Annotated in this window: 24 protein-coding genes, 1 riboswitch and 1 other annotated feature; of the genes, 10 read left to right on the forward strand and 14 right to left on the reverse strand. The window is 40.0% G+C overall.

Annotated features, from left to right (window positions below; translation table 11 throughout):
* Nucleotides 1-167: 167 nt before the first annotated feature.
* Together AC0VYH_RS16545 and AC0VYH_RS16550 are read right to left on the reverse strand one after the other, a co-directional pair.
* Nucleotides 168-779 (reverse strand): PRC-barrel domain-containing protein, encoded by a 612-nt coding sequence (locus AC0VYH_RS16545; RefSeq protein ID WP_283153849.1) that lies wholly within the window; start codon nucleotides 777-779, stop codon nucleotides 168-170.
* Between the two features lie 94 nt (nucleotides 780-873).
* On the reverse strand, nucleotides 874-1,581 hold the full coding sequence (locus AC0VYH_RS16550; RefSeq protein WP_475365637.1) for a pseudouridine synthase: 708 nt from the start codon (nucleotides 1,579-1,581) through the stop codon (nucleotides 874-876).
* 115 nt (nucleotides 1,582-1,696) lie between these two features.
* Between AC0VYH_RS16550 and AC0VYH_RS16555 the strand changes: the two genes are divergently transcribed.
* Together AC0VYH_RS16555 and AC0VYH_RS16560 are read left to right on the forward strand one after the other, a co-directional pair.
* Nucleotides 1,697-2,122 (forward strand): DUF6884 domain-containing protein, encoded by a 426-nt coding sequence (locus tag AC0VYH_RS16555; RefSeq protein ID WP_194219218.1) that lies wholly within the window; start codon nucleotides 1,697-1,699, stop codon nucleotides 2,120-2,122.
* 74 nt (nucleotides 2,123-2,196) lie between these two features.
* Nucleotides 2,197-2,406, forward strand: a complete 210-nt coding sequence (locus AC0VYH_RS16560; protein WP_194219217.1) for a hypothetical protein — start codon at nucleotides 2,197-2,199, stop codon at nucleotides 2,404-2,406.
* Between the two features lie 43 nt (nucleotides 2,407-2,449).
* Here the strand turns inward: AC0VYH_RS16560 and AC0VYH_RS16565 are convergent, their stop codons facing one another.
* Nucleotides 2,450-4,087 (reverse strand): putative polysaccharide biosynthesis protein, encoded by a 1,638-nt coding sequence (locus AC0VYH_RS16565; RefSeq protein WP_475372766.1) that lies wholly within the window; start codon nucleotides 4,085-4,087, stop codon nucleotides 2,450-2,452.
* A gap of 193 nt (nucleotides 4,088-4,280) precedes the next feature.
* Here AC0VYH_RS16565 and AC0VYH_RS16570 point away from each other — a divergent pair, with 193 nt between their 5' ends.
* The gene (locus AC0VYH_RS16570; protein ID WP_475365639.1) at nucleotides 4,281-5,555 is read left to right on the forward strand and encodes a BaiN/RdsA family NAD(P)/FAD-dependent oxidoreductase; all 1,275 of its coding nucleotides are present in this window, start codon (nucleotides 4,281-4,283) and stop codon (nucleotides 5,553-5,555) included.
* A gap of 85 nt (nucleotides 5,556-5,640) precedes the next feature.
* Here AC0VYH_RS16570 and AC0VYH_RS16575 read toward each other — a convergent pair whose 3' ends face one another.
* The 6 genes from AC0VYH_RS16575 to AC0VYH_RS16600 all read right to left on the reverse strand — a co-directional run bounded on the left by AC0VYH_RS16575 (nucleotide 5,641) and on the right by AC0VYH_RS16600 (nucleotide 11,947).
* Nucleotides 5,641-6,891 carry a DEAD/DEAH box helicase gene (locus tag AC0VYH_RS16575; protein WP_475367504.1) on the reverse strand — a complete coding sequence of 417 codons (1,251 nt, stop codon included), beginning with the start codon at nucleotides 6,889-6,891 and terminating at the stop codon, nucleotides 5,641-5,643.
* Between the two features lie 158 nt (nucleotides 6,892-7,049).
* Entirely contained in the window at nucleotides 7,050-7,673 is a 624-nt protein-coding gene (locus AC0VYH_RS16580) for a lytic transglycosylase domain-containing protein (RefSeq protein WP_430245953.1), read from the reverse strand.
* A gap of 251 nt (nucleotides 7,674-7,924) precedes the next feature.
* A complete protein-coding gene (locus AC0VYH_RS16585; RefSeq protein ID WP_194219213.1) occupies nucleotides 7,925-8,263 on the reverse strand; it encodes a rhodanese-like domain-containing protein in 339 nt (112 codons plus the stop codon).
* Nucleotides 8,264-8,288: 25 nt separating this feature from the next.
* Entirely contained in the window at nucleotides 8,289-8,597 is a 309-nt protein-coding gene (locus AC0VYH_RS16590) for a rhodanese-like domain-containing protein (RefSeq protein ID WP_430245955.1), read from the reverse strand.
* A gap of 226 nt (nucleotides 8,598-8,823) precedes the next feature.
* Nucleotides 8,824-11,238, reverse strand: a complete 2,415-nt coding sequence (gene leuS / locus AC0VYH_RS16595; RefSeq protein ID WP_430245957.1) for a leucine--tRNA ligase — start codon at nucleotides 11,236-11,238, stop codon at nucleotides 8,824-8,826.
* 63 nt (nucleotides 11,239-11,301) lie between these two features.
* Nucleotides 11,302-11,532: a binding site (T-box leader), on the reverse strand.
* A 202-nt stretch (nucleotides 11,533-11,734) separates the two neighbouring features.
* Nucleotides 11,735-11,947, reverse strand: coding sequence for a hypothetical protein (locus tag AC0VYH_RS16600; RefSeq protein ID WP_283153844.1), 213 nt, complete (start codon nucleotides 11,945-11,947; stop codon nucleotides 11,735-11,737).
* Between the two features lie 221 nt (nucleotides 11,948-12,168).
* On the opposite strand from AC0VYH_RS16600, the gene mnmM reads away from it, so the two are divergent.
* Entirely contained in the window at nucleotides 12,169-12,735 is a 567-nt protein-coding gene (gene mnmM / locus AC0VYH_RS16605; RefSeq protein ID WP_475365640.1) for a tRNA 5-(aminomethyl)-2-thiouridylate-methyltransferase MnmM, read from the forward strand.
* A 30-nt stretch (nucleotides 12,736-12,765) separates the two neighbouring features.
* Here mnmM and AC0VYH_RS16610 read toward each other — a convergent pair whose 3' ends face one another.
* The 3 genes from AC0VYH_RS16610 to AC0VYH_RS16620 all read right to left on the reverse strand — a co-directional run bounded on the left by AC0VYH_RS16610 (nucleotide 12,766) and on the right by AC0VYH_RS16620 (nucleotide 15,034).
* The gene (locus AC0VYH_RS16610) at nucleotides 12,766-13,068 is read right to left on the reverse strand and encodes a hydrolase (protein WP_226614834.1); all 303 of its coding nucleotides are present in this window, start codon (nucleotides 13,066-13,068) and stop codon (nucleotides 12,766-12,768) included.
* A gap of 65 nt (nucleotides 13,069-13,133) precedes the next feature.
* Nucleotides 13,134-14,204 (reverse strand): tetraprenyl-beta-curcumene synthase family protein, encoded by a 1,071-nt coding sequence (locus tag AC0VYH_RS16615; protein WP_430245965.1) that lies wholly within the window; start codon nucleotides 14,202-14,204, stop codon nucleotides 13,134-13,136.
* A gap of 17 nt (nucleotides 14,205-14,221) precedes the next feature.
* Entirely contained in the window at nucleotides 14,222-15,034 is an 813-nt protein-coding gene (locus tag AC0VYH_RS16620; RefSeq protein ID WP_194219207.1) for an alpha/beta hydrolase, read from the reverse strand.
* A gap of 90 nt (nucleotides 15,035-15,124) precedes the next feature.
* On the opposite strand from AC0VYH_RS16620, the gene AC0VYH_RS16625 reads away from it, so the two are divergent.
* The 5 genes from AC0VYH_RS16625 to AC0VYH_RS16645 all read left to right on the forward strand — a co-directional run bounded on the left by AC0VYH_RS16625 (nucleotide 15,125) and on the right by AC0VYH_RS16645 (nucleotide 18,138).
* Nucleotides 15,125-15,640 carry a gamma carbonic anhydrase gene (locus AC0VYH_RS16625; protein ID WP_430246000.1) on the forward strand — a complete coding sequence of 172 codons (516 nt, stop codon included), beginning with the start codon at nucleotides 15,125-15,127 and terminating at the stop codon, nucleotides 15,638-15,640.
* A gap of 70 nt (nucleotides 15,641-15,710) precedes the next feature.
* On the forward strand, nucleotides 15,711-15,929 hold the full coding sequence (locus tag AC0VYH_RS16630) for a hypothetical protein (RefSeq protein ID WP_206759433.1): 219 nt from the start codon (nucleotides 15,711-15,713) through the stop codon (nucleotides 15,927-15,929).
* Between the two features lie 361 nt (nucleotides 15,930-16,290).
* Nucleotides 16,291-16,776 (forward strand): phosphatase PAP2 family protein, encoded by a 486-nt coding sequence (locus AC0VYH_RS16635; protein ID WP_194219628.1) that lies wholly within the window; start codon nucleotides 16,291-16,293, stop codon nucleotides 16,774-16,776.
* Between the two features lie 17 nt (nucleotides 16,777-16,793).
* Nucleotides 16,794-17,939, forward strand: a complete 1,146-nt coding sequence (locus AC0VYH_RS16640) for a glycosyltransferase family 4 protein (RefSeq protein ID WP_430245968.1) — start codon at nucleotides 16,794-16,796, stop codon at nucleotides 17,937-17,939.
* Between the two features lie 13 nt (nucleotides 17,940-17,952).
* Nucleotides 17,953-18,138, forward strand: a complete 186-nt coding sequence (locus AC0VYH_RS16645) for a hypothetical protein (protein WP_475367820.1) — start codon at nucleotides 17,953-17,955, stop codon at nucleotides 18,136-18,138.
* Here AC0VYH_RS16645 and AC0VYH_RS16650 read toward each other — a convergent pair.
* On the reverse strand, nucleotides 18,132-18,755 hold the full coding sequence (locus AC0VYH_RS16650) for an MSMEG_1061 family FMN-dependent PPOX-type flavoprotein (protein WP_475367821.1): 624 nt from the start codon (nucleotides 18,753-18,755) through the stop codon (nucleotides 18,132-18,134). The two genes, AC0VYH_RS16645 and AC0VYH_RS16650, sit on opposite strands and share 7 nt — an antisense overlap.
* 142 nt (nucleotides 18,756-18,897) lie before the next feature.
* Complete coding sequence (metK, locus tag AC0VYH_RS16655) at nucleotides 18,898-20,094, reverse strand: methionine adenosyltransferase (protein ID WP_194219203.1); 1,197 nt, start codon at nucleotides 20,092-20,094, stop codon at nucleotides 18,898-18,900.
* Nucleotides 20,095-20,302: 208 nt separating this feature from the next.
* A riboswitch (SAM riboswitch) is annotated at nucleotides 20,303-20,412 on the reverse strand.
* A 353-nt stretch (nucleotides 20,413-20,765) separates the two neighbouring features.
* Here metK and pckA point away from each other — a divergent pair.
* Entirely contained in the window at nucleotides 20,766-22,349 is a 1,584-nt protein-coding gene (gene pckA / locus AC0VYH_RS16660; protein ID WP_194219202.1) for a phosphoenolpyruvate carboxykinase (ATP), read from the forward strand.
* Nucleotides 22,350-22,407 lie beyond the last annotated feature (58 nt).

Below are 22,407 nucleotides of genomic sequence, written 5' to 3' on the forward strand. Positions count from 1 at the left end.
TTTGGATATGTTAGCTTCTATTGTTGATTTTCGATTTTTGAATCATTGAAGTGAGTATTCGCTTTAAATGCCTAAATGAGCTAAAATTCAACAACGCTTATTAACACAGCCCTCTAATTAAGGAGACCACGATAAAAGCCCTGCTACTAGAGCAGGGCTTTCATCATTTATTTTTTCAATAATGAGTGATGATAATTCGCTGGAACCATGATTTTATCATGACGATAACTTACAGATTGATCCGCACTTAGAAAAGGGTGATCACTTGAAAGAAAATCAGATAAGAAACCCTCTGAAAGATAAAATCCTTCAATCTGTCCATCCTTATGAATCACGATATCTTTCACCTTCCCTAACTCTTCACCATCCTCCGTTAGAACCTGACATTTATCCAACGATTTATATGAACATTGATCAATTAAAACGGAGGATTGCACTTCTTCTTGTTGATTATGAAGAAGGTAATCATCACCTTCCCAATTGATCTGATTATATGAAATAATCATCGTTTCATCGGCTTCCTTTTCTTTTCGGTCATCGTCTGTAACAGGATAGTTATCAGGAGTAAACTGCCCCCCAGAGGCTTGAATAGAATGAAGCATTTCATCTGAATGATGATCTGGTATTGCATTCTGCTTATTCGTTGCTTCTTTTTTCTGAACCTCAACAAACGTTGCTTTAGAAAGTGATCGATCGAAATAAACCTGCTTTACAACAAATTCAGCTGTTGAATCATTCTTAAGCTTTTGATTCAGCACTTCTTTTCCAACCTTAATCATGAACATCCTCTCCTTCGCGACTGACTAGTAAGGGTATTCCCCAGCTACACGAAAAGAAAACGGTAAAGTAAACCTTCCTTCATCAGAGGAGGACTTACTTATGCAGAATGTCTACTTCTTCAGCTGTTAATTCGCGGTACTCCCCCGGTTCTAAATCGCGATCAAGGTGAATATCCCCCATTTGAATCCGCTGCAAATAAACGACTTGCTTTCCGACTGCTTCAAACATCCGCTTTACTTGATGAAACTTCCCTTCATGTATCGTTAATTCAATCTCCGAGACCTCATCCGATGATAGAATGGTCAATTCACCTGGTTTTGTTTCGTAACCATCATCAAGAGTGACACCTTTTTCAAAAGCATGAACATCTTCTTCTGTAACAACACCATTAATATTAGCGAAGTATGTTTTAGGAACATGATGTTTTGGTGACGTTAAATGATGCGCGAGCTTTCCATCATTCGTAATGATAAGCAATCCTTCTGTATCTTTATCAAGACGACCGACAGGAAATGGTTCAAAAACTTGATCATCAGGAATGAGAATGTCAATGACGGTCTCATCGTCTTCATCTTCCGTTGCTGAAATCACACCTGCTGGCTTATTCATCATCAAATAAATAAATTCACGATATTCAACTATTTCTTCATGAACCGTTACTTGGTTCTGTTCAGTGTTAACGTGTTGCTTTGGATCTTTAATAATCTCTTCATCAACACGGACAACGCCTGTCTTAAGAAGTTTTTTTACTTCCTTTCTAGTTCCATAGCCCATATTTGCCAATAGTTTATCTAAACGCATAAAATCAATCCTTTTCCATATTTTTCCCACGATTTATTTACTTTTTTAGCATACTTTCTAGTTCTGAAGGGTATGTAAACGTTAAATGCCAATATGCACGTTTGGAGTGAATCGAATGACTGTGAAAGTTGGACTTTTAGCAACGGCTCGTAAGAAAAGTAATAAATCAGCACCTGTTACAGAATTTTACCAGAGTCCTTTATTTCAAAAAACGCTTGAGTATGCATCACACCACTATGATCGCATGTATTTTTATAATGCCAAAGACGGCCTCTTATTACCAGACGATATCATGGATCCATATGATGTATCTATCAAAACATTTACACATCATCAACGTGAGGAATGGGCTCAAAAAGTAATTGAGCAATTCTCTCAGTATGAAACGTCTACAGATATTGTTGTGTGTTTGCACGGAGGATCTGTCTATCGCAAACACCTTGAACCGCAGCTAAATCATTTCAATTACAAATATGAGGTTCCTCTCAAAGGTCTTGGAATTGGAGAACAATTAAGCTGGTATCAGAAAAACTCAGTATAACACGGGACATATGCCCAGCAACACTGCCCAGCATTCACATACACTATCAGGTACCTATTTAAGGAGGGATCTTTATGTATGATCGTCAGCAAGGGCAAGGGTATCAAATGTATCCCGGATTCCCAGGATATCCTGGTCAGCCCGGTTACCCTGGCCAACCAGGATACCCAGGAAACATCGAACAGCAATTAAGAGAAATTGAGCGTCAATTAAGACGACAAGATCGTCGAATTACAAGGATTGAAAGACAAATTGGAATAAGAGATGAGGACTACGGATATTAATATCATCTCTCAAAAAAATGAAGGCCATTTTGGCCTTCATTTTTTAACGTCTTTTTAAGAATGAGAATCGCTCTCCTAAAATTAAGCCTGCAAGGTTTGATCGGTAGGCTAGCCATAGAAATACAATTCCTCCAACTGTTACTCCAATCACCAGGTTAATGATTGAATACAGCATGCTACCACCTTCACTTGTTGAACGATACAAATCAGGTATGAGAAATTCCAATGGTAGTATCGAAAGTTTAGAAGCCACGGCCATCACGACAACAAAGATACCGATAAGCAGCAATCTCCTTGAAAGAAAACCAAATTCGTATTCAGTATATTTCTTAATAATAATGATCGTAATTAACACCGATGTAAACAATCCAAGATTTGTAGCTAGGATAGAACCTTTCCCTTCAAAAATTGTGACGAATGGGTAAGTTAAGCCTGCTTTAAGGGCTAATCCTGCAAGTAAGCTATAAACCGCAAATTTTTGTTTATTTATTCCCTGTAGGATAGCAGCCGTTACAGAGAAAAGAGCAAACAATATAGCAGTTGGCGCATACCACATTAACAACGAACTTCCGAGTTCCTGATTCACTGTAGGATATAGCACTCTAAATATCGGTTCAGATAGAACCGCTAGTCCAATTGCGGCTGGAGTAGTCAAAAACAATAAAATCTGGAAGGTTTGTGTTAACTGAGTTTGCAAAGCACCTTCACGATTTGCTGTAAATGATTTCGTAATGGCCGGTATAATCGTCATTGAAAGAGCTGTTGCAAGAGAAACTGGGATCATAATCAATTTATGAGCAAGGCCTGTAATAATCGCAAAAACTTCTTCATAAGCGGGTTTATCATAACCAATACTCTTTAGCGCCGGATTAATTAATAAAGTATCAATTTGCAAATACAATGGAATTGCTAGACCAACAACGACAAACGGAAGAGCGTACGTAATAATTTCTTTATACATATCCTTTAACGACACATTATGATCAACCGTACTTTCAGCCAAATGTTGATCTAAAGCAGGTTTACGTTTTCTGTAATACCAGAAGACGACCATCAGTCCACCTACTGCACCAACGAAAGCGCCAAACGTAGCGTACGTAGCAGCAGTTGCCTCATCTCCGTCCATAAATTTCATAATAATAACACTTGATACTAGAATAAAAACAATACGAAAGATTTGTTCAACGACTTGCGAAACGGCCGTTGGCCCCATTGATTGAAGCCCCTGGAAAAACCCTCGAGTTAAACTCATAATCGGTACGATCAATAACGCCATACTCACAACACGGATAACCAATGTTACATCAGCAATCGTGTTACCTTCATTACCTTCATCAATGACGATATGAGCAATTGGTTCTGCCAATAAAAAGAGAGCTAAAAACGCAACGAATCCAGTAAGAGACATTAAAAGAAGTCCTGATTTAAACAGCCTCCGACCAGTTCGATAATCCCCGAGAGTATGATATTTAGATACAAATTTAGAAACAGCCAATGGAATCCCAACCGTAGACAGGCTAAGCATAATGGTATAAGGAGTATAAGCATACGTATAAAGCGCTACCCCCTGTGTACCAACTAGTGCTGTAAAAGGAAACATATAAATCATACCAATAATCCTAGAAAAAAGGGTGGCTGCAGATAACAGCATCGTCCCTCTAATCACATTTGAATCAGACATTTCTCCATCTCCTACTTCTAACCATTCAACTATATCTATTCGTCATCTATCAACAATTTTCAACAGTTATGAAATACACTTCTCCATTTTAAGCTATTTACCTAGTAACAACAAATATAAATTTTTGTGAAACTTTTATAATCAGTACAAATTGTGGTATGTTTGTGTGTAGCAAAATGAGAGAGGTGTAAGTATGAACTATGATGTCATTGTGATTGGCGGTGGCCCGTCCGGACTCATGGCGTCTGTATCAGCGGCTGAACATGGAGCAAAAGTACTTCTCGTTGATAAAGGTAATAAGCTTGGGCGAAAACTAGCCATTTCTGGGGGAGGACGGTGTAATGTCACTAACCGCCTTCCACTAGATGAACTAATTAAATTCATTCCAGGTAATGGGAAGTTTTTATTCAGTGCATTTAACATATTTGATAATGAGGATATCATCACATTCTTTGAAGATCTAGGCATTAAATTAAAAGAAGAAGATCACGGTAGAATGTTTCCCGTAACTGATGATGCAAAATCTGTTGTAAATGCGCTCCTAAACAAAGTACGCCAGTTGAATGTGACTATCCAAGTAAACACCCCAGTTGAGAAAGTTCTATATAGGGATGGAGAAGTAGCTGGAGTGAAGCTACAAACAAAAGAAGAGATCCACTCTTCAAATGTAGTTATTGCAGTAGGAGGAAAATCTGTTCCACATACTGGTTCAACAGGTGATGGATATGCATGGGCAAAAGAAGGTGGTCATACCATCACAGATCTTTATCCTACTGAAGTGCCTCTTACATCTAGTGAACCTATTATCAAAAATAAAGAACTGCAGGGCTTATCGTTAAGAGATGTCGCCCTATCCGTTCTCAATCCAAAAGGAAAGATAATAAAGACACATCGATGGGATATGATCTTCACTCATATCGGACTATCTGGCCCCGCTGTTCTTCGCTGCAGTCAATATGTCGTTAAAGCAATGAAAAAATTTAATGCTCAGTATATTCCCTTACAAATTGATGCCGTACCAGATCAAAACGAAGAAGAATTATTTCGCGAGCATATGAAACTCGCAAAAGAAGAGCCAAAAAAAGCGATTAAGAACATTTGGAAAAGTAAAGTTCCAGAGCGATATATGCTCTTTCTACTTAACAAAGCAGAAATTTCTCCAGATACAACTTACGCTCACTTATCGAAAGAAAAAGTGCGCGAATACGTGCGGCTATTAAAGCAGTTCCAGGTGGCCATAGACGGTACGCTTCCAATCGATAAAGCATTCGTAACAGGTGGCGGAGTATCTCTAAAAGAAATTAACCCAAAAGAAATGGCGTCAAAATTCACAACTGGTCTTTACTTTTGTGGTGAAGTACTCGATATTCATGGGTATACCGGCGGATACAATATTACATCAGCCTTCGTCACAGGCTATACAGCAGGAAAAAGCGCAGCCGAAAGGAAAGCGGAATCCGCCGTTTAGTTCAACCACTAGATATTTTTAAGGTGAATACATGCAAAGAAAGAGGGACCAGTCCATAGACAGGTCCCTCTTTCTTTCGTTTAACTTATCGTTTGTTTCGATTTCTTCCGTTATTTCGATTGTTCGATGCCCCTGGCTTCCGTGAAGATCGATGATTTCTTCCTCTTTGATCATTCTCTCTACGATCGTTACGCTCTTCATGCGAAGGTAATGCACCCTCAACGCTCTTTCTGGCAAGTTTTTTACCGATTCCCTTTTCAATCATTTGAATAAAGGCCTGATCTTTTGCAGCAATAAACGTATACGAAGCTCCATCGCCACCAGCTCGTCCCGTTCGACCAATTCGGTGGATATAGCTCTCTGTATCTTGAGGAATATCATAATTAAAGACATGGGTAACACCTTCGATATCAAGACCACGCGCTGCCACATCTGTTGCTACTAGAAGCTGGATTTTAGCATCACGGAATCGCTTGATGACACCTTCTCGTTTCGACTGTGATAAATCACCATGAAGCTCGTCAGTTAAATAGCCTCTTGCTTTTAAATCTCCATTTAGTTTACTTACTCTACGCTTTGTACGGCAGAAAATAATCCCGAGGAACGGTCTGACCTCATCGATGGTTTCGGTAAGCGATGCGAACTTCCTCCGATCGGTCGTTTCAATTACAAACTGCTCGATTTCTTCGACAGTTTTCCCTTTTTCCTTCCCTCTAATTTTCTCAGGGGAACGCATAAATCTCTTTGCAAGCTGTTTAATATCACTTGATAACGTTGCAGAAAAAAGAGCTGTAAGACGACTTTCAGGCGTTTCACTAATAATATCTTCCACTTCTCTTAGGAAACCGATATGAAGCATTTGATCAGCTTCATCTAATACAAGATAAGAAGTATGGGATAAGTCAATGGTCTCTCTCCGAACGTGATCAAGCAGACGTCCAGGCGTTGCTACAACAATGTGTACTTGTTTATTAAGGCGCTTAATCTGTCTCTCTACATCCTGACCACCATAGACAGCTAGTACATTAATGTCATCGCGATGTTCTACTAACTTCATTAGTTCCGATGAGATTTGGATGGCTAGCTCTCGTGTCGGGGTTACAATAAGAGCCTGCACTTCAGGTGCTTCTGTATCCATTTTTTCAAGTATCGGTAGTAAAAACGCAAAAGTTTTACCCGTTCCTGTCTGGGCCTGAGCAATCACGTCTTTTCCTTGTAACATAACAGGGATTGTTTCTTTTTGAATATCGGTCGGGGTACTAATCCCCTGAACTTCTAGTTGTTTAACGAGACGTTCATCAAGTCCCATTTCTTTAAATTCGTTCAAATTATTCACCTCGTGTTTAGTATAACAATTATCTTTATTATCTTTAAGGCCATAAGAAACCATGACCCATCTTGGTCAAGATTGGAACGGTTCTAAGTCCCGTTCCATATAAAAAACTGCCTCCTTTACGACTGCTGAAGAGCGGTCGACGAGACAGCCTTTACTTATTATGTCTGGTAATGACCCATTACTTTTGAAACATAATTTTGCGTTTCTTCGAATGGAGGAATCCCACCGTAACGATCAACATTCCCAGGTCCAGCGTTATAAGCTGCTAATGCAAGCTTAATATTGCCATTATATTTATCCATCATTTGCTTAATGTATTTCACGCCACCTTCAATGTTTTGTCCAGGATCAAAAGGGTCCTTCACACCAAGTGAAGTGGCAGTTGCGGGCATTAATTGCATTAATCCCATAGCTCCTGCTCCGCTAACACTATCGGATTTATAGCTAGATTCCTGTTTAATAATCGAATGAACAAGTTTTGGATCAACACTATATTTAGCCGATAATTCTTCAATATATCCATCAATTTCAAGCGATGAAGATGTGTACGAAGAATTAGTCGACGGTACTATTTGGGAATTGTATGTGCCATAGGAATTCACCGAGGTTGAGTTTACAGGGACTTCTGCTTTCATTTGCTGTCCTGTACTTTGAGTTGAGAGAGCTTGCTCAAGCATGTCTGTAAAGGAAAAAGTAGACGGCTGTTGCTTGCCTAATGCGTTAGGCTGTAGCTGTCGCAAAGCCTGTAAATCCATCATTGCACGTATAAGATCTGCTTTCATTTCAACACCTCGGTGTAGTCTTTTCCATCATTATACCAGATCATGAGCAAGAACGATTGTTTTTCTCATATTTTGATCCACTTACGAACCGAGCGATATACCTAGGAATCAACAAAATGAATAGAGAGCTTTAAGGCAATTTACTTGGACAATGGAGAAAAAAGTGCTATGATTTATTAATCTTATCAACTTACTAGGATTAAAGATTCAGTAAAACGCCTTTTAGAGACCAGCTCCAAAAGACGTCGTACTTAAGAAACTGTCATGTAATAAATAGGTTGCTTGCGTTGTTTCATCAAAATTTTAACAGCAAGACGTGCTGCTTTTCGATCTTCCGCAAGAACAATAATCTCTTTATCACACACTTCGTTTTCTTTCGTTTGTCTGCCTAGATAAGAAAGCGGGATGTTCTTTGCTTTTTCATAAGGTGTCCGGTGTGAAAGAATGTAATCTCTCACATCGATTAGACAATATTTATCATCATCAAACCGCTCCATATTAATTGGCTTCATATAAGAATAAGGATAAATGACTCTCCATAATCCTAAAGTAAATGCAACAGCTGCTAAAGCCGTTCCCCATATCGCCATTCAATCTCTCTCCTTTTTAGCAGGGCTATTTCACTTTACCCTCCCATTTCATCATACCGCCAACCATGTTCTTCACTTCATAACCAGCTTCTTGCAAGTACTCACATGCGCGCTCACTACGACGTCCTGAACGGCAAATCATAATATGTTCTTCTTCTTTATTGATCTCATCAAGTCGTTCCGGAAGTGTGCCAAGACGAATATGCTTTGCTTCAGGGATCATGCCTTCTTCTACTTCTTCATCCTCACGAACATCGATTAATGAAACATTTTTGCCCTCATTAAGTAACTCTTGAACCTCTTGAGGTGTTACCGTCTTAATTTCGTTACTCATAAAAACATACCCCTCTCGTACAGTTTTAATATGGATTTTTCAGTTATAATCACTTCAACAAATTCAATCGTACATGATTTGCACCTTCAATACAAGAAATCTATCTTCCACTCATCTTAGTAGTATTCTCAGCTTTAGGAAAAGGTTATTCGAGTTGTTTAAAAATTTCCCATCCGTAGTTTACATTCAAAAACCCTCTCCTTAGTCGTTAGGAGAGGGTTCAACCTTAATTAGCTACAATATTAACTAGCTTTCCTGGTACTGCAATCACTTTTCGAAGTGTTTTGCCATCAAGTTGACCTTTAATCTTCTCATGCTCTAAAGCAATTTCTTGCATTTCATCACGAGATGCTTCAGTCGGAATAGAAATTTTGGCACGAAGTTTTCCATTGATTTGCACTACAATTTCTACTTCATCTACAGTAAGCTTGCTTTCGTCAAACATTGGCCAGTTTGCATATGCGAGTGTATCCTCATGTCCAAGCGCACTCCACAGCTCTTCAGCAAGGTGCGGTGCGATTGGAGATAGCAACTTCACAAAGCCCTCCATTAATGTAACGGAAACTGACTCTTGCTTATATGCTTCATTCACAAATACCATCATTTGTGAAATAGCTGTATTAAAGCGTAAGCCTTCCATGTCCTCAGTTACTTTTTTAACCGTTTCGTGGTAGACGCGCTCCATGTCTTCTCCTGAATTTTCTTCAGAAATAGAAGACTTCGTTAGATCCCCTTCACCAAATAAACGCCACACACGATCAAGGAAACGGCGCGCGCCATCTAAACCATTGTTAGACCATGCAATAGAACCCTCGAACGGACCCATAAACATTTCATATAGACGAAGCGTGTCAGCACCGTGGCTTTCGACAATTTCATCAGGGTTAACAACATTTCCTTTTGATTTACTCATTTTCTCGTTGTTCTCACCAAGGATCATCCCTTGATTTCGGAGACGTTGGAATGGTTCTTTTGTTGGCACAACACCGATATCATAAAGAACTTTATGCCAGAAACGAGCATATAACAAGTGAAGAACCGCATGTTCCGCACCGCCGATATACATATCAACAGGCAACCACTCATCGAGTTTTTTCGGGTCAGCTAGCATTTCATCGTTATCCGGATCAATGTAGCGAAGGTAATACCAACAGCTTCCAGCCCATTGCGGCATTGTGTTTGTTTCACGTCGGCCCTTCATGCCCGTTTTAGGATCAACTACGTTCAGCCAATCCTCAATATTAGCTAAAGGAGATTCGCCAGTTCCTGACGGTTTAATTTCCGTTGTTTCAGGAAGAACGACAGGAAGCTCTTCTTTCGGGACAGCAGACATTGTGCCATCCTCCCAATGGATAATTGGAATTGGCTCGCCCCAATAACGCTGACGACTAAATAACCAGTCGCGAAGACGATACGTCGTTTTTTTCGTTCCCTTTCCTTTTTCCTCTAGCCATTCAATGCTTTTCGTAATTGCTTCTACTTTCTCAAGGTCGTTTAAGAAATCAGAGTTCACATGCTTTCCGTCTTCTGTATAAGCTTCCTTGGATACATCTCCTCCAGCAACGACTTCTTTAATAGGAAGATTAAATGTAGTAGCGAACTCATAATCGCGCTCATCGTGAGCTGGAACTGCCATAATAGCTCCTGTTCCATAGCTCATTAGAACGTAATCTGCTACCCAAATTGGAAGCTTCTCATTATTGATTGGATTAATGGCATACGCGCCAGTAAACTCGCCAGTCTTCTCTTTTGATAACTCTGTACGCTCAAGGTCACTCTTTGTTTGTACTTTTGATCGGTAGCTTTCAACTTTTGAGATTTGTTCACTAGTAGAAATTTTGTCAACGAAAGGATGCTCAGGTGCAAGGACCATATACGTAGCTCCAAAAAGTGTATCAGGACGCGTCGTAAACACATCGATCGATTCATCATGACCGTCAATCGTGAATGTTACTTCAGCACCCTCAGATTTCCCAATCCAGTTACGCTGCATTTCTTTAATGCTGTCAGACCAGTCAAGCTCTTCAAGGTCTTCAAGTAGACGATCGGCATACTCTGTAATTTTAAGAACCCATTGCTTCATTGGTTTACGAACTACCGGGTGGCCTCCACGTTCACTTTTACCGTCGATCACTTCTTCATTCGCAAGAACCGTTCCAAGTGCTGGACACCAGTTAACAGCCACTTCATCTACGTACGCAAGTCCTTTTTCGTAAAGCTTTGTGAAAATCCACTGTGTCCATTTATAGTATTGTGGATCTGTTGTATTAACTTCTCTATCCCAATCATAAGAAAAACCTAACTCTTTAATTTGACGACGGAATGTGTCAATGTTCTTTTGAGTAAAATCTCGTGGATTATTTCCTGTATCAAGAGCATATTGCTCTGCCGGAAGTCCAAATGCGTCCCATCCGATTGGGTGAAGAACATTATATCCCTGCATTCGCTTCATACGTGAAAGGATATCCGTAGCTGTATATCCTTCAGGGTGCCCAACATGTAGCCCAGCCCCTGAGGGGTATGGGAACATATCAAGAATATAAATTTTTTCACCATTAGCATCGTTTTCTGTCTTAAAAGTCTTGTTTGTTTCCCAGAAGTGTTGCCACTTCTTCTCAATTGTTTTGTGATCAAATGCCATTGTCACTCTCTCCTTCCAGTCCTTGCAAAAAAATAAAAAAACCTCCCGTCCCCGTTGTTCATCAACAGGGACGAGAGGTTGAGAATCTAATATTCACAATCACCCGCGGTACCACCCGGCTTAGTGCTAGAAACAGCACTCACTTAAGGCCTTTAACGCAGGCATACGGGCAACCTTACTCTATTCAGGCTTCCGATTCAAAGGTGAGTTCACAAATCTCCTATGTTAACTTCCACCAGCCGTTAACTCTCTAGTAATAGAATTTTTGTTACTATTCCTTATCATTATCTTTGGTTTCACTAGTTACGTATATAATTTGTATTGTATGAATACTTGTGAGAAATGTCAAGAACATTATCAGAATAGACGTTTTTTTCGTAATCTATACATCCGCTGTCCTTATATTCGATGAATTAGCATGTGTGCCAAAAGAACAATTCCAATTAATACAGTAAGCGGATATCTCAAAAAAAGAAACGCACCCTGATTGGGTACGTTATCCTTTACGATGCTTTTTTTGACTAGCCGAATCATCTTTGGAATGTGGCTTATCTTTTTCTTCTTTTTGTTCTTCTTTTAAATCTTCTAATGGAATCGCATCGACATTCATTTCTGAAGCATCCTCGTCGAGCTGATTTTTTTCCTTATCTGGTAATTGCTCGGGATTATTAGTTTCGCCTTGTTTATGTGATTTTTCATGCTCTGCCATATGATCACCTCATTTTTTTGTATAGTACTCTGTACCACGAGCCAGATATTCCCAAACACATAAAGATGTTAGTTGGAGTAAAAGGTCGATCATGGTAAAGTCATACTTAGTTAGAAGCAAACAAGAAGCCACTCTAAACCTCGACGTCCTAATAAATTGATAGGGTAAGTTTCAGAAGACTCATTTAAGAAAATTTTAATTGTTAGAAAGGATTACAGATCATGCAACGAATATTACCTTTTACAAGAACGCTACTGAATTCAGTATTAAAAGAAGGAGGCATTGCTATTGATGGCACTTGTGGAAACGGACATGACACTCTCTTCCTAGCTGAATCAGTTGGGAATTCAGGAAAAGTGTATGGCTTTGATATCCAACCTGAGGCGATTGAAGCTACAGAAAAAAGGCTGACAGAAGCTAAGCAATCTGCCCAGGTGGCATTATTCCACGAGAGTCACGCTTCAATCAATAGCAAAATTGAGACGAAAGATGTAGGAAACGTTTCTGCCGCAATCTTTAACCTTGGCTACCTCCCAGGTGGAGATAAAACTATTGTGACGAAACCTGAAGAAACGATCCAAGCAGTAACAGACATCCTACATTTGCTTCGTTCAGAAGGGCTCCTTATTCTAGTCGTCTACCCAGGACATCCAGAAGGTAAAATTGAAAGTGAAAAGGTGTCAGATTTCGCTTCAGATCTCGATCAGTCACAGTATCAAGTTCTAAAATACCAATTTATTAACCAAATCAATGAACCACCCTATATTCTTGCCATCAGCAAAAAATAAGAGGCTGTGCATCTGCACAGCCTCTATTCTCTATAGAATTCCCATCGTTTCGATATGTTCTCTTGTTTTCTTATTCCCTAATTTGTGTAAAAGACCATAGATCTCTTTCATATGATTATCATAATCATCATTGTTCTTATCTTCATGATAACTCATAGCTGGAACATGTGAACGATATAACGATAGGCGACTATCCTTATCTGTCAGATCAAATAGCTCACTGAGCTTGAAGATATCTTCCTCATCCGCATCGATTTCAAAATTATAGCTCGATGCCCCTTGATCTTCGAGTATCTCGCCCGAACTTACAGCCACATAGTAACGCTTTTTCATTTTAAGAGCCCCTTTCAAAATCCTATAGGCTTCTTTTCTCACGAAAGAGCGTTTTTTATACGCTTTTACTGAGACGCTTTGTGAAGTCTTCTATAAACCCAACCATTAAAGTAGAAGAAAAGGCTCGATCTTCCTCCAATTCGAATAATTTTACGAGCAAGAGAGCGCACGTCTTTCTGTTCCATTACTTTACGATCCGCAAGGTAAATACCAAGTAAACCGCGATTAATTAATCGATGGAAGGAAGAATGTGGAAGACTTTCAACACTTTTATCCGCTTCTTTAATGAAGTGAGCAACACGCTGAGCGAGCTCATCATTGTCTTTATAATAAAAACAAAAATTCAAATCGCCACCTGCTCGATCTTCTTCCTGATCTATAAAGTAATCCAGCATTATGTGAAGACCCTGAACCCAGGGGAAATAACCTTCCTTAATCATAGCTGTACCGCCCTTAGGGATCATGTCTCCTAATGAGTAAGATACAAGACAGAAAATCCCTAAGGTTGATCCAGCACACGCTGAGAATTCATTCCATGTCATTTCTGGAAGCTGTTGCTTATGCTGGTCAAACCAGCTTTTCAACCTTGGAACACGGTCTTCCTCTGTAACATGCTTATGTACCTGGAGATCACAATAGTAATGGCAGAGTTCAAGTAAGGCAGGCTGCACTTCCCTTTGATTCGGCAATTCACGAATGACTTTTTGACACGTTTGAACCAGTTCTAATAGATAGCCTCCATCATCTTTTTCTTCACGATACCGATAATAGTTATTTGAAGCTTCAACTTCAGGGGAAAGAGCCTCCGCCATTGCCTCATGTAATGCACTAAAGTCTTCTGGATCAAGCGAAGTACTTCGATCACACAAGTTATCCAGATAGTCACTTATCGTCTGGTAAGCTGCGATAAATGAAATAGAACGATCAATTTCTTTCCCGGCAAGCAATCCATAAATCCCTCCACCTTCACAGTGAAACGTTTTTGAATCAATGCTATCTAACGCCTGCTTTCTCAATTCAGGATTAGGGATTTCTTCAGCCCGCTTCCTCCAATATTCTAATTCATGATGAACCCTTGGTAAGACGCGTCTATAAATACTATACATTAGCGTCCACGGTTGACTTGGTACTTTCAAGTGATCCCACTCCTGTATTAATTATTTATCTTATTTTCCTTACGCTCTAATAATTCAAGTTTTAACTCAACAAATGATTTTGCCGTTTGAAATACATCTTCACGATCTGGTTCATTAAACACCTCATGATAAAATCCATCCCACTCTTTAAATGCTTTCTCTGTTAATGGAATGCGATTGAACCACGAAATAACAGCATGCTTATCTACAATTCGATCGTCGCCACCCTGTAATACAAGCAATGGTAAATTATGAAATGATCTCGCTCCTTCATTGGCTATTTTCATCGCTTTTAGAAGTTCACGGTACCATCTAACAGATACTTTTTGAACCATTAATGGATCTTCTTGATCTCGTTTGTGGAACTCTGGATTCCTTGTCCCAATGTTCGGTTCTAGCTTTGAATTTAACCTTAGAGAAGGGACAATTGGATTTAGTACTTTTGAGAGCAAGTCTACACCTTTGTTAGGGGGATTAACTAGTCCAATACACGGAGAAGATAAAATGACTCCAGTTAGAGAAGGACGTTTTTCCATAATCGTACGGATGGATGCAAGTCCTCCCATACTATGCCCAAGTAAGAACACAGGTAGCTTATACTCATGAGCTCTCTTGATCCACTTATCAATCGTTTCAATATATTGGTTAAATGAATCAATGTGGCCCCGTCTTCTAGTACTTTCACCTTGTCCAGGTAAATCGCCAAGCACTACATGATAGCCTGCTTCAATCCACTTAGAAACGAGCCAATCATACCTTCGATGATGTTCGTTTGCTCCATGAACTAACACAATAACCGCTTTTGGATATTCAGTTTCTTTTATACGCATGGACATTAGCCCCCTTATGTAGGTTCCTTCTTTTTGATACACTACTTTTGGAAAGGATTTCATCTATAATAAATGAAAGTTGGGATTGGAATGCTTTATGCTTATCATGACAAAAAACCAGTGATTCATGAAACGGTCTATATTGCGGATTATACTACCATTACAGGTGATGTGACAATCGGGGAACATAGCAGCGTCTGGTTTAACACGACCATACGTGGAGATGTGGCCCCAACTGAAATTGGAAATAAGGTCAATATTCAAGACAATTGTGTCCTTCATCAGAGTCCAAATAAAAAACTCATTCTGGAAGATGGTGTGACGATCGGCCACCAGGTAATCCTTCATAGTAGTATTATTCGCAAAGAGGCACTTATTGGAATGGGTTCCATTATTCTTGATGGAGCTGAGATCGGGGAAGGTTCCTTTATTGGCGCAGGAAGCCTTGTTCCACCAGGTAAGAAAATCCCCCCTCATTCCCTTGCTTTCGGGAGACCTGCAAAGGTTGTTAGAACATTAACAGAGGATGATCGAAAGGATATGAACCGCATTCGAAGAGAATATGTTGAAAAAGCTGCCTATTACAAAGAGCAAAAGCCACTCTAGAAAGCACGCATATTTATCGCTAGTTTGAGGAAGGTTACCAATACAATCCTAATGGATCGAGGTGGCCTCCGTGTACAAAATGACCATGGTCTTGATCGTGCTCGTCGTCATCACCTTGCTTATAGGGGCATATATGACGTACAGACTCGGACAAAATCAAAAAGGCGAATATGATAATCAAGGGAATGCCAGGGTGAAATCTTCTTTCTTTAGCAATCCGATTTTTCTTGTTTATATCGTCGCAACAGCACTTGCAATCGGTTATGTTATTTACTTCACATTAATTTGAAGAAAAAGATCAGGATGGTATTCCTGGTCTTTTTTCATGGTATTTTGTGTGGTTTTTGAAAACGTTTGGAGCGTTAGAGTGTGGACGATCTTATGTATTTTCTTGAAAGCCATCTATATATTCCAGATCCTGGGTCGCTTCACCTTTCAATTCAAACAAAAGGGGCTTGTTCTAGTTCAAGAGCTCCAATATCTCCGTTTCTAAACGCTCGTCTCCGCTTTTCATTATACTCTTAACAATTCTTTAAGATTTCTTTAATAGTAGCATTAAATTTCTCGTATAGGATAGAAGTAACACATAGGATGAAGGGGGATTCTTTTTGAGTAAAGTGGTTGGGTGGCTTTATGAGCGTGAGTGTACGATGTTTCGGTTTGTGAATTTAACGTGTCATTCAAGGTATCTTACTTCTATTTTTGGATTTGTTACGCATGCGGGTGGTGCTCGGGCAACGATTTTAAGTACACTTTTGTTGATGTTCCTGTTACCTGCTCCTTTAAAGATATGGGCGTTTCAAGCTGCGCTTGCCCTCGCTGTCAGTCATATACCTGTTCAATTTATTAAAAAGCATTATCCAAGACACAGGCCATATCTCGCTCTACCTGAAACAAAGATACTCGTATACCCTCTAAAAGATCATTCTTTTCCATCAGGACATACAACGGCTATTTTTTCTGTGCTTACACCGTTTATCTTTCATATTCCTTCACTAGCTATTCCCTTAATGGCTCTTGGGAGTCTAGTTGCCATATCGCGGATTTACTTAGGTCATCATTATCCTTCTGACGTTCTTGTTGGTTTTATACTTGGTGGCGGATCCGGTATTCTTTCAACTTTCATCCTAAGCTGAAAAAGGGAGGGCTATTCATGAAACTTGCACTTTTTACTGACACTTACTATCCACAGGTTAACGGAGTATCTCGCACTCTGGGTAAACTAACCAGGTATATGGACCGTCAGCAGGTTAATTATATGCTTTTTGCTCCTAACTGTCAGAAAGATGATGACCTTTTCTCAAGTAATATTCACCGCTTTACCAGTATGAAGTTTTTCCTTTATCCCGAATGTCGCATTGCCCTTCCTAACGTAAGTCTTATCCGCAACCAACTTAAAGATTTTCAACCAGACCTTCTTCATGTCGCGACACCTTTTAATATTGGCATGTGCGGACTACATTACGGAAAGAAAAATAACATACCTATGGTTGCTTCATACCACACTAATTTTGATGACTATTTAAAGCATTACCACCTTGAATGGTTCTCTCCTTTTATGTGGAAATACTTAACCTGGTTTCATCAACCATTTTCCACTACCTTTATTCCTTCCAATGAAACGCGCTATCGATTAAAAGGAAGAGGTTTTAAGAACCTCAAGCTTTGGAGAAGAGGCGTCGATTGCGAACACTATTCTCCGATTAGAAAAAATCACTCGCTACGTGAACGATATAATATTCAGGAGAAGTATATTCTTTTATTTGTTAGTCGACTCGCTCCAGAAAAAAATCTTGAAACATTACAAAAAATCATGTGGAAGTTACCAGATCAGCTGAAACAACAAACAAGGTGGCTGATTGTTGGTGATGGACCAGCCCTCCCTCATATTCAAGAAAACGTCCCTAACAACGTCACTTTCACCGGTTATAGAGAAGGGAAAGAATTAGCAGAGCTATACGCTACTTCAGATCTTTTCATCTTTCCATCAGCTACTGAAACATTTGGAAATGTCGCATTGGAGTCACTTGCCTCCGGGACCCCTGTTATCGCTGCAAATGCTGGAGGGTTATCCGACGTTGTCACTGGAGAAAGAAACGGTCTTTTCTGCTCTCCGTATAAAGAAGACGAATATATCCACGCTATCAATCGTCTCTTATCAGATGATACCGAACGGAGAATGATGGGTTATGAAGGACGTCGTTATGCACTTACTCAATCATGGGATGCGATCTTCGGACGATTAGTAGAGGATTATGAGAAAACAATTGGAATTAAAAGATTAGCTCGATATGCTTAGAAAGGAGAAAAAAATGATTCTTACTGTATTTGGGATTAACGAAATCGGCTTAACTGCACCTTCTATCTTCGCAACACATGGTCACAACTTGTACGCGCTAGATGAAATGCAAAAAATAGCAAATACGTATGATCTCATTTACTGCTCCATTGTTCAACCAAACATACACAAAGGTTTGGGCTCGATTTCTGTTCAATAAAGACGTTTAGTGTAACTTTCTTTCAACGATTCAATCACTTTTTCTTCGCCTATTTTTGCATGATCAGATAGCATTCTGGCAGCTGGGGCGAGCCCCTCAGTACTCGGCCATCGTTCAGGTTCAAAAAGATATGATCGTTTAAAGGCTTTGGCACAATGAATGTAGCATTCCTTTACTTCTACTCCAATACCTAACAAAGGCGTTTTCCCCTTATATTCACACTGCTCTAGCAGCGTTTTATCTTTTACAATCAAGGCCTTCCCATTAATACGCAACGCTTCTTCTCGGCCGGGAATCATCAGCAGCAAACCGATATTTGGGTTTTCTAATAAATTGATCAATGAGTCCATTCGTTTATTTCCCGGTCTTTCCGGTATCAATAAATGATGATCATCTAGAACCTGAATAAACCCCGGTGCATCGCCTCTTGGCGAAACATCACCACCCGTACTTGATTGGGTGGCAATCGTAATAAATGGTGTACGGCATATGAACTCTTTACAGTGTTTATCAAGAAAAGATATGACTTTGTTTGCAGCCAATTTACTCGGTATTCCTGCCATGTCTTTTAGTTCATTCACATCGGTCACGGTTTCTCCGAATATACTAGTATTCACACATTACACTCCTCCATTTTTTCTTCCATTTTATCACAACACCCATCTATTTTATGATAATTCAATACAATATAACGGATGTCAAAAAGGATGATAGAGCAAAAAAAAGAAGCCAAAATATTTTTGGCTTCTTAGAAATTAATTAAATTCCGGCACCCTGTTTAAGGGATTCTGCACGATCTGTTTGTTCCCATGGAAGGTCAATATCAGTACGTCCAAAATGTCCATACGCAGCTGTTTGCTTATAAATGGGACGTCTAAGATCAAGCATCTTTATAATGCCTGCTGGACGAAGATCGAAGTTCTCTCTTACTAGCTCTACAAGACTTTCCTCAGACACTTTTCCTGTGCCAAATGTATCAATAGCAATTGATACTGGCTGAGCAACCCCAATAGCGTAAGCAAGTTGAACTTCACAACGATCTGTTAGACCCGCTGCCACAAGGTTCTTAGCAACATAACGAGCAGCATATGCCGCAGAACGGTCTACTTTCGTAGCATCCTTACCTGAGAAAGCACCGCCACCGTGACGCGCATAACCGCCGTAAGTATCAACAATGATTTTTCTTCCTGTTAAACCTGCGTCACCCTGCGGTCCACCGATAACAAAGCGTCCTGTTGGGTTGATGAAGTATTTTGTTTCTTCATCAATTAATTCAGCAGGAACAACCGGCTTCACAACGTGTTCTTTGATGTTACGTTGAATTTGTTCAAGTGAAATTTCAGGATGATGCTGTGTAGAAACAACAATGGTATCAACGCGAACCGGCTTACCAGCTTCATCGTATTCCACTGTTACTTGTGTTTTACCATCAGGACGAAGATAAGGAAGAATTTCTTCTTTTCTTACTTCACTCAAACGACGCGCTAGTTTATGCGCAAGAGAAATCGGAAGCGGCATTAATTCCGCTGTTTCATTACAAGCGTAACCAAACATAAGCCCCTGGTCACCTGCACCAATTGCATCGATTTCATCATCTGACATCGTACCTTCACGTGCTTCAAGAGCAACGTTTACACCTGCAGCGATGTCTGCAGACTGTTCATCAATAGATGAAAGAACAGCACATGTTTCAGCATCAAATCCGTATTTCGCACGTGTATAGCCGATCGTTTGAATCGTCTCACGAACCACTTTCGGAATATCAACATAGTGTGATGTTGTAATTTCACCGGAAACTAGAACAAGACCAGTTGTTACTGTAGTTTCACAGGCAACGCGCGCATTTGGATCATGCGCAAGAATATCATCCAGAATGGCATCGGAAATCTGATCTGAAATTTTATCAGGATGCCCCTCTGTTACTGACTCAGAAGTAAACAAACGACGATTACTCACTCAAGTACCTCCTTAAGGATTGGATCCTATCTAATTATGTTGTAATGGATACGGTACTCATTTCCCTATTACCCTGTGCCGAAACGAGAGAACGAATTCAATTTCTTATCGTCTTACCTTTTTTTATAGCGTCATCAATCTCAACGACATTAAAAAAGCCCTTCCCTACAATCAGAGGGAAAAGGAGCTGATATCTCATGCCTTTCGCCTCTTATCTTCCAAGACTATCGTCTTGCAGGTTAGCACCTTAATCCTGTTGTATAGGAGTTGGTTGCTGAGCTTCATCGGGCCTGTCCCTCCGCCTGCTCGGGATAAGAGTATCCATTCTCGACATATAATAACGCACATGAAAGGATGTGTCAATGAAGAAAAGCGGAAGCGCCCGTTTAGCTTCGACAAGCGCTGGAGCCCTCCGAAAAGAACACGGGCTTTGTGTTCGAATTCAAGGGCGAAGCGACCGAACCACTACCCTAATCCTTTAGCCATAAAATAATCACTTCCTATATAATGGCGACAGGATTTCAACCTAAAGAAATAGTCATTCACCCATTTTTCACTTTTTATGCAAAAAATACATAGATTAGTATAGAATAATTGAATGAATGTGTTATACTATTTTTGAGTTAAACAAGTCAATCAACGAAATCTTTAAAAAAGGATGGGTTTAACGTATGAAAACAGCTTCCTTCTCCTCACCGTTATTGGATGCGATATTAAATAAGAATAATCCACATGTGAATTTATCAGTGTCTGAACTGGTTGAACATTCACTATTTAAAAACGAAGGGCAACTATCAGCTACAGGAGCTCTTCGCGTAGAAACCGGAAAATATACAGGACGTTCTCCTGGGGACAAGTTCATTGTAAAGGAAGATTCCGTAAAGAACAAAGTGAACTGGGAAACAAACCAACCTATTTCCGAAAAAAGTTTTGAAAACCTTTACACAAAGGTGTTGAACTATCTCGGTGAGAAAAAGGGACTTTATGTGTTTAAAGGATTTGCTGGTGCTGACCAGTCATCAAGACTACCCATTCAGGTTATTAATGAATATGCCTGGCATAACCTTTTCGCCCACCAGCTGTTCATCCGTCCGAATGAATCAGAGTTAAAAGAACATGACGCTGAATTCACTGTCATTTCTGCACCTGGTTTTCAAGCTGATCCAGAAGTGGATGGCACAAATTCAGAAACATTTATTATTATCTCCTTTGAGAAACGAACCGTCTTAATTGGTGGAACAGAATATGCTGGAGAAATTAAAAAGTCTATTTTCACCGTTATGAACTACTTATTACCAGAGCGAAATATTCTTTCAATGCACTGCTCTGCTAACGTAGGTAAAGAGGGGGATGTTGCTCTATTTTTCGGTTTATCTGGAACTGGAAAGACAACGCTCTCAGCAGATGCTCATCGATCTCTTATCGGTGATGATGAACACGGATGGTCTATGAATGGTGTCTTTAATATTGAAGGTGGATGCTACGCTAAGTGCATCAACTTATCAAAAGAAAAAGAACCTGAAATCTGGGATGCAATTCGCTTTGGAACGGTTCTTGAGAACGTTATGATGGATAACGGCTCGCGTGAACCAGACTACGATAACACTAGTCTAACTGAAAATACTCGCGCTGCCTATCCGATTGACGCCATACCTAATATTGCAATTCCTAGCGTTGCCGGACATCCCAACACGATTATTTTCTTAACGGCAGATGCATTTGGCGTCCTTCCTCCAATTAGCAAACTGACCAAGGAACAAGCCATGTTTCATTTCCTATCAGGTTACACGAGCAAGTTAGCCGGAACAGAAAGAGGCGTCACTTCACCAGAAGCCACTTTCTCTACATGCTTTGGTGCACCGTTCTTGCCATTACCTGCCCATCGCTATGCAGAAATGCTCGGCGAGAAAATTATGGAGCATGATGTTCAAGTCTTCCTCGTAAATACCGGATGGTCTGGGGGCGGTTATGGTGTCGGAGAGCGCATGAAGCTTTCATATACTAGAGCGATGATCCAGGCGGCTTTAAATGGAGAACTTGATCGTATCGAAACAGTAACAGACCCTATTTTCGGATTGCATATTCCTTCTCATTGTCCAGGTGTTCCAGCAGAAGTATTGCAGCCAAAACAAACATGGGAAGATCAAGAGAAATATGATGAGAAAGCAAAAGATCTCGCTACTAAGTTTGTGAAGAACTTCGACAAATTCTCAAATGTAGCTGACGAAATCAAACAAGCAGGCCCAAATGTTTAGTCTCATTGAAAAAAGCACCTTAACGGGTGCTTTTTTTATTTGAAGACTCATTCACCTT

Source organism: Anaerobacillus sp. QJM3NY_32 (genome assembly GCF_056173645.1).

What these genes read in the sequence shown, in the direction of transcription:
- AC0VYH_RS16545 (WP_283153849.1), bottom strand. Translation starts at nt 779, where the DNA reads ATGATTAAGGTTGGAAAAGAAGTGCTGAATCAAAAGCTTAAGAATGAT.
- AC0VYH_RS16550 (WP_475365637.1), bottom strand. Translation starts at nt 1,581, where the DNA reads ATGCGTTTAGATAAACTATTGGCAAATATGGGCTATGGAACTAGAAAG.
- AC0VYH_RS16555 (WP_194219218.1), top strand. Translation starts at nt 1,697, where the DNA reads ATGACTGTGAAAGTTGGACTTTTAGCAACGGCTCGTAAGAAAAGTAAT.
- AC0VYH_RS16560 (WP_194219217.1), top strand. Translation starts at nt 2,197, where the DNA reads ATGTATGATCGTCAGCAAGGGCAAGGGTATCAAATGTATCCCGGATTC.
- AC0VYH_RS16565 (WP_475372766.1), bottom strand. Translation starts at nt 4,087, where the DNA reads ATGTCTGATTCAAATGTGATTAGAGGGACGATGCTGTTATCTGCAGCC.
- AC0VYH_RS16570 (WP_475365639.1), top strand. Translation starts at nt 4,281, where the DNA reads ATGAACTATGATGTCATTGTGATTGGCGGTGGCCCGTCCGGACTCATG.
- AC0VYH_RS16580 (WP_430245953.1), bottom strand. Translation starts at nt 7,673, where the DNA reads ATGAAAGCAGATCTTATACGTGCAATGATGGATTTACAGGCTTTGCGA.
- AC0VYH_RS16585 (WP_194219213.1), bottom strand. Translation starts at nt 8,263, where the DNA reads ATGGCGATATGGGGAACGGCTTTAGCAGCTGTTGCATTTACTTTAGGA.
- AC0VYH_RS16590 (WP_430245955.1), bottom strand. Translation starts at nt 8,597, where the DNA reads ATGAGTAACGAAATTAAGACGGTAACACCTCAAGAGGTTCAAGAGTTA.
- leuS (WP_430245957.1), bottom strand. Translation starts at nt 11,238, where the DNA reads ATGGCATTTGATCACAAAACAATTGAGAAGAAGTGGCAACACTTCTGG.
- AC0VYH_RS16600 (WP_283153844.1), bottom strand. Translation starts at nt 11,947, where the DNA reads ATGGCAGAGCATGAAAAATCACATAAACAAGGCGAAACTAATAATCCC.
- mnmM (WP_475365640.1), top strand. Translation starts at nt 12,169, where the DNA reads ATGCAACGAATATTACCTTTTACAAGAACGCTACTGAATTCAGTATTA.
- AC0VYH_RS16610 (WP_226614834.1), bottom strand. Translation starts at nt 13,068, where the DNA reads ATGAAAAAGCGTTACTATGTGGCTGTAAGTTCGGGCGAGATACTCGAA.
- AC0VYH_RS16620 (WP_194219207.1), bottom strand. Translation starts at nt 15,034, where the DNA reads ATGCGTATAAAAGAAACTGAATATCCAAAAGCGGTTATTGTGTTAGTT.
- AC0VYH_RS16625 (WP_430246000.1), top strand. Translation starts at nt 15,125, where the DNA reads ATGCTTTATGCTTATCATGACAAAAAACCAGTGATTCATGAAACGGTC.
- AC0VYH_RS16635 (WP_194219628.1), top strand. Translation starts at nt 16,291, where the DNA reads ATGTTTCGGTTTGTGAATTTAACGTGTCATTCAAGGTATCTTACTTCT.
- AC0VYH_RS16640 (WP_430245968.1), top strand. Translation starts at nt 16,794, where the DNA reads ATGAAACTTGCACTTTTTACTGACACTTACTATCCACAGGTTAACGGA.
- AC0VYH_RS16645 (WP_475367820.1), top strand. Translation starts at nt 17,953, where the DNA reads ATGATTCTTACTGTATTTGGGATTAACGAAATCGGCTTAACTGCACCT.
- pckA (WP_194219202.1), top strand. Translation starts at nt 20,766, where the DNA reads ATGAAAACAGCTTCCTTCTCCTCACCGTTATTGGATGCGATATTAAAT.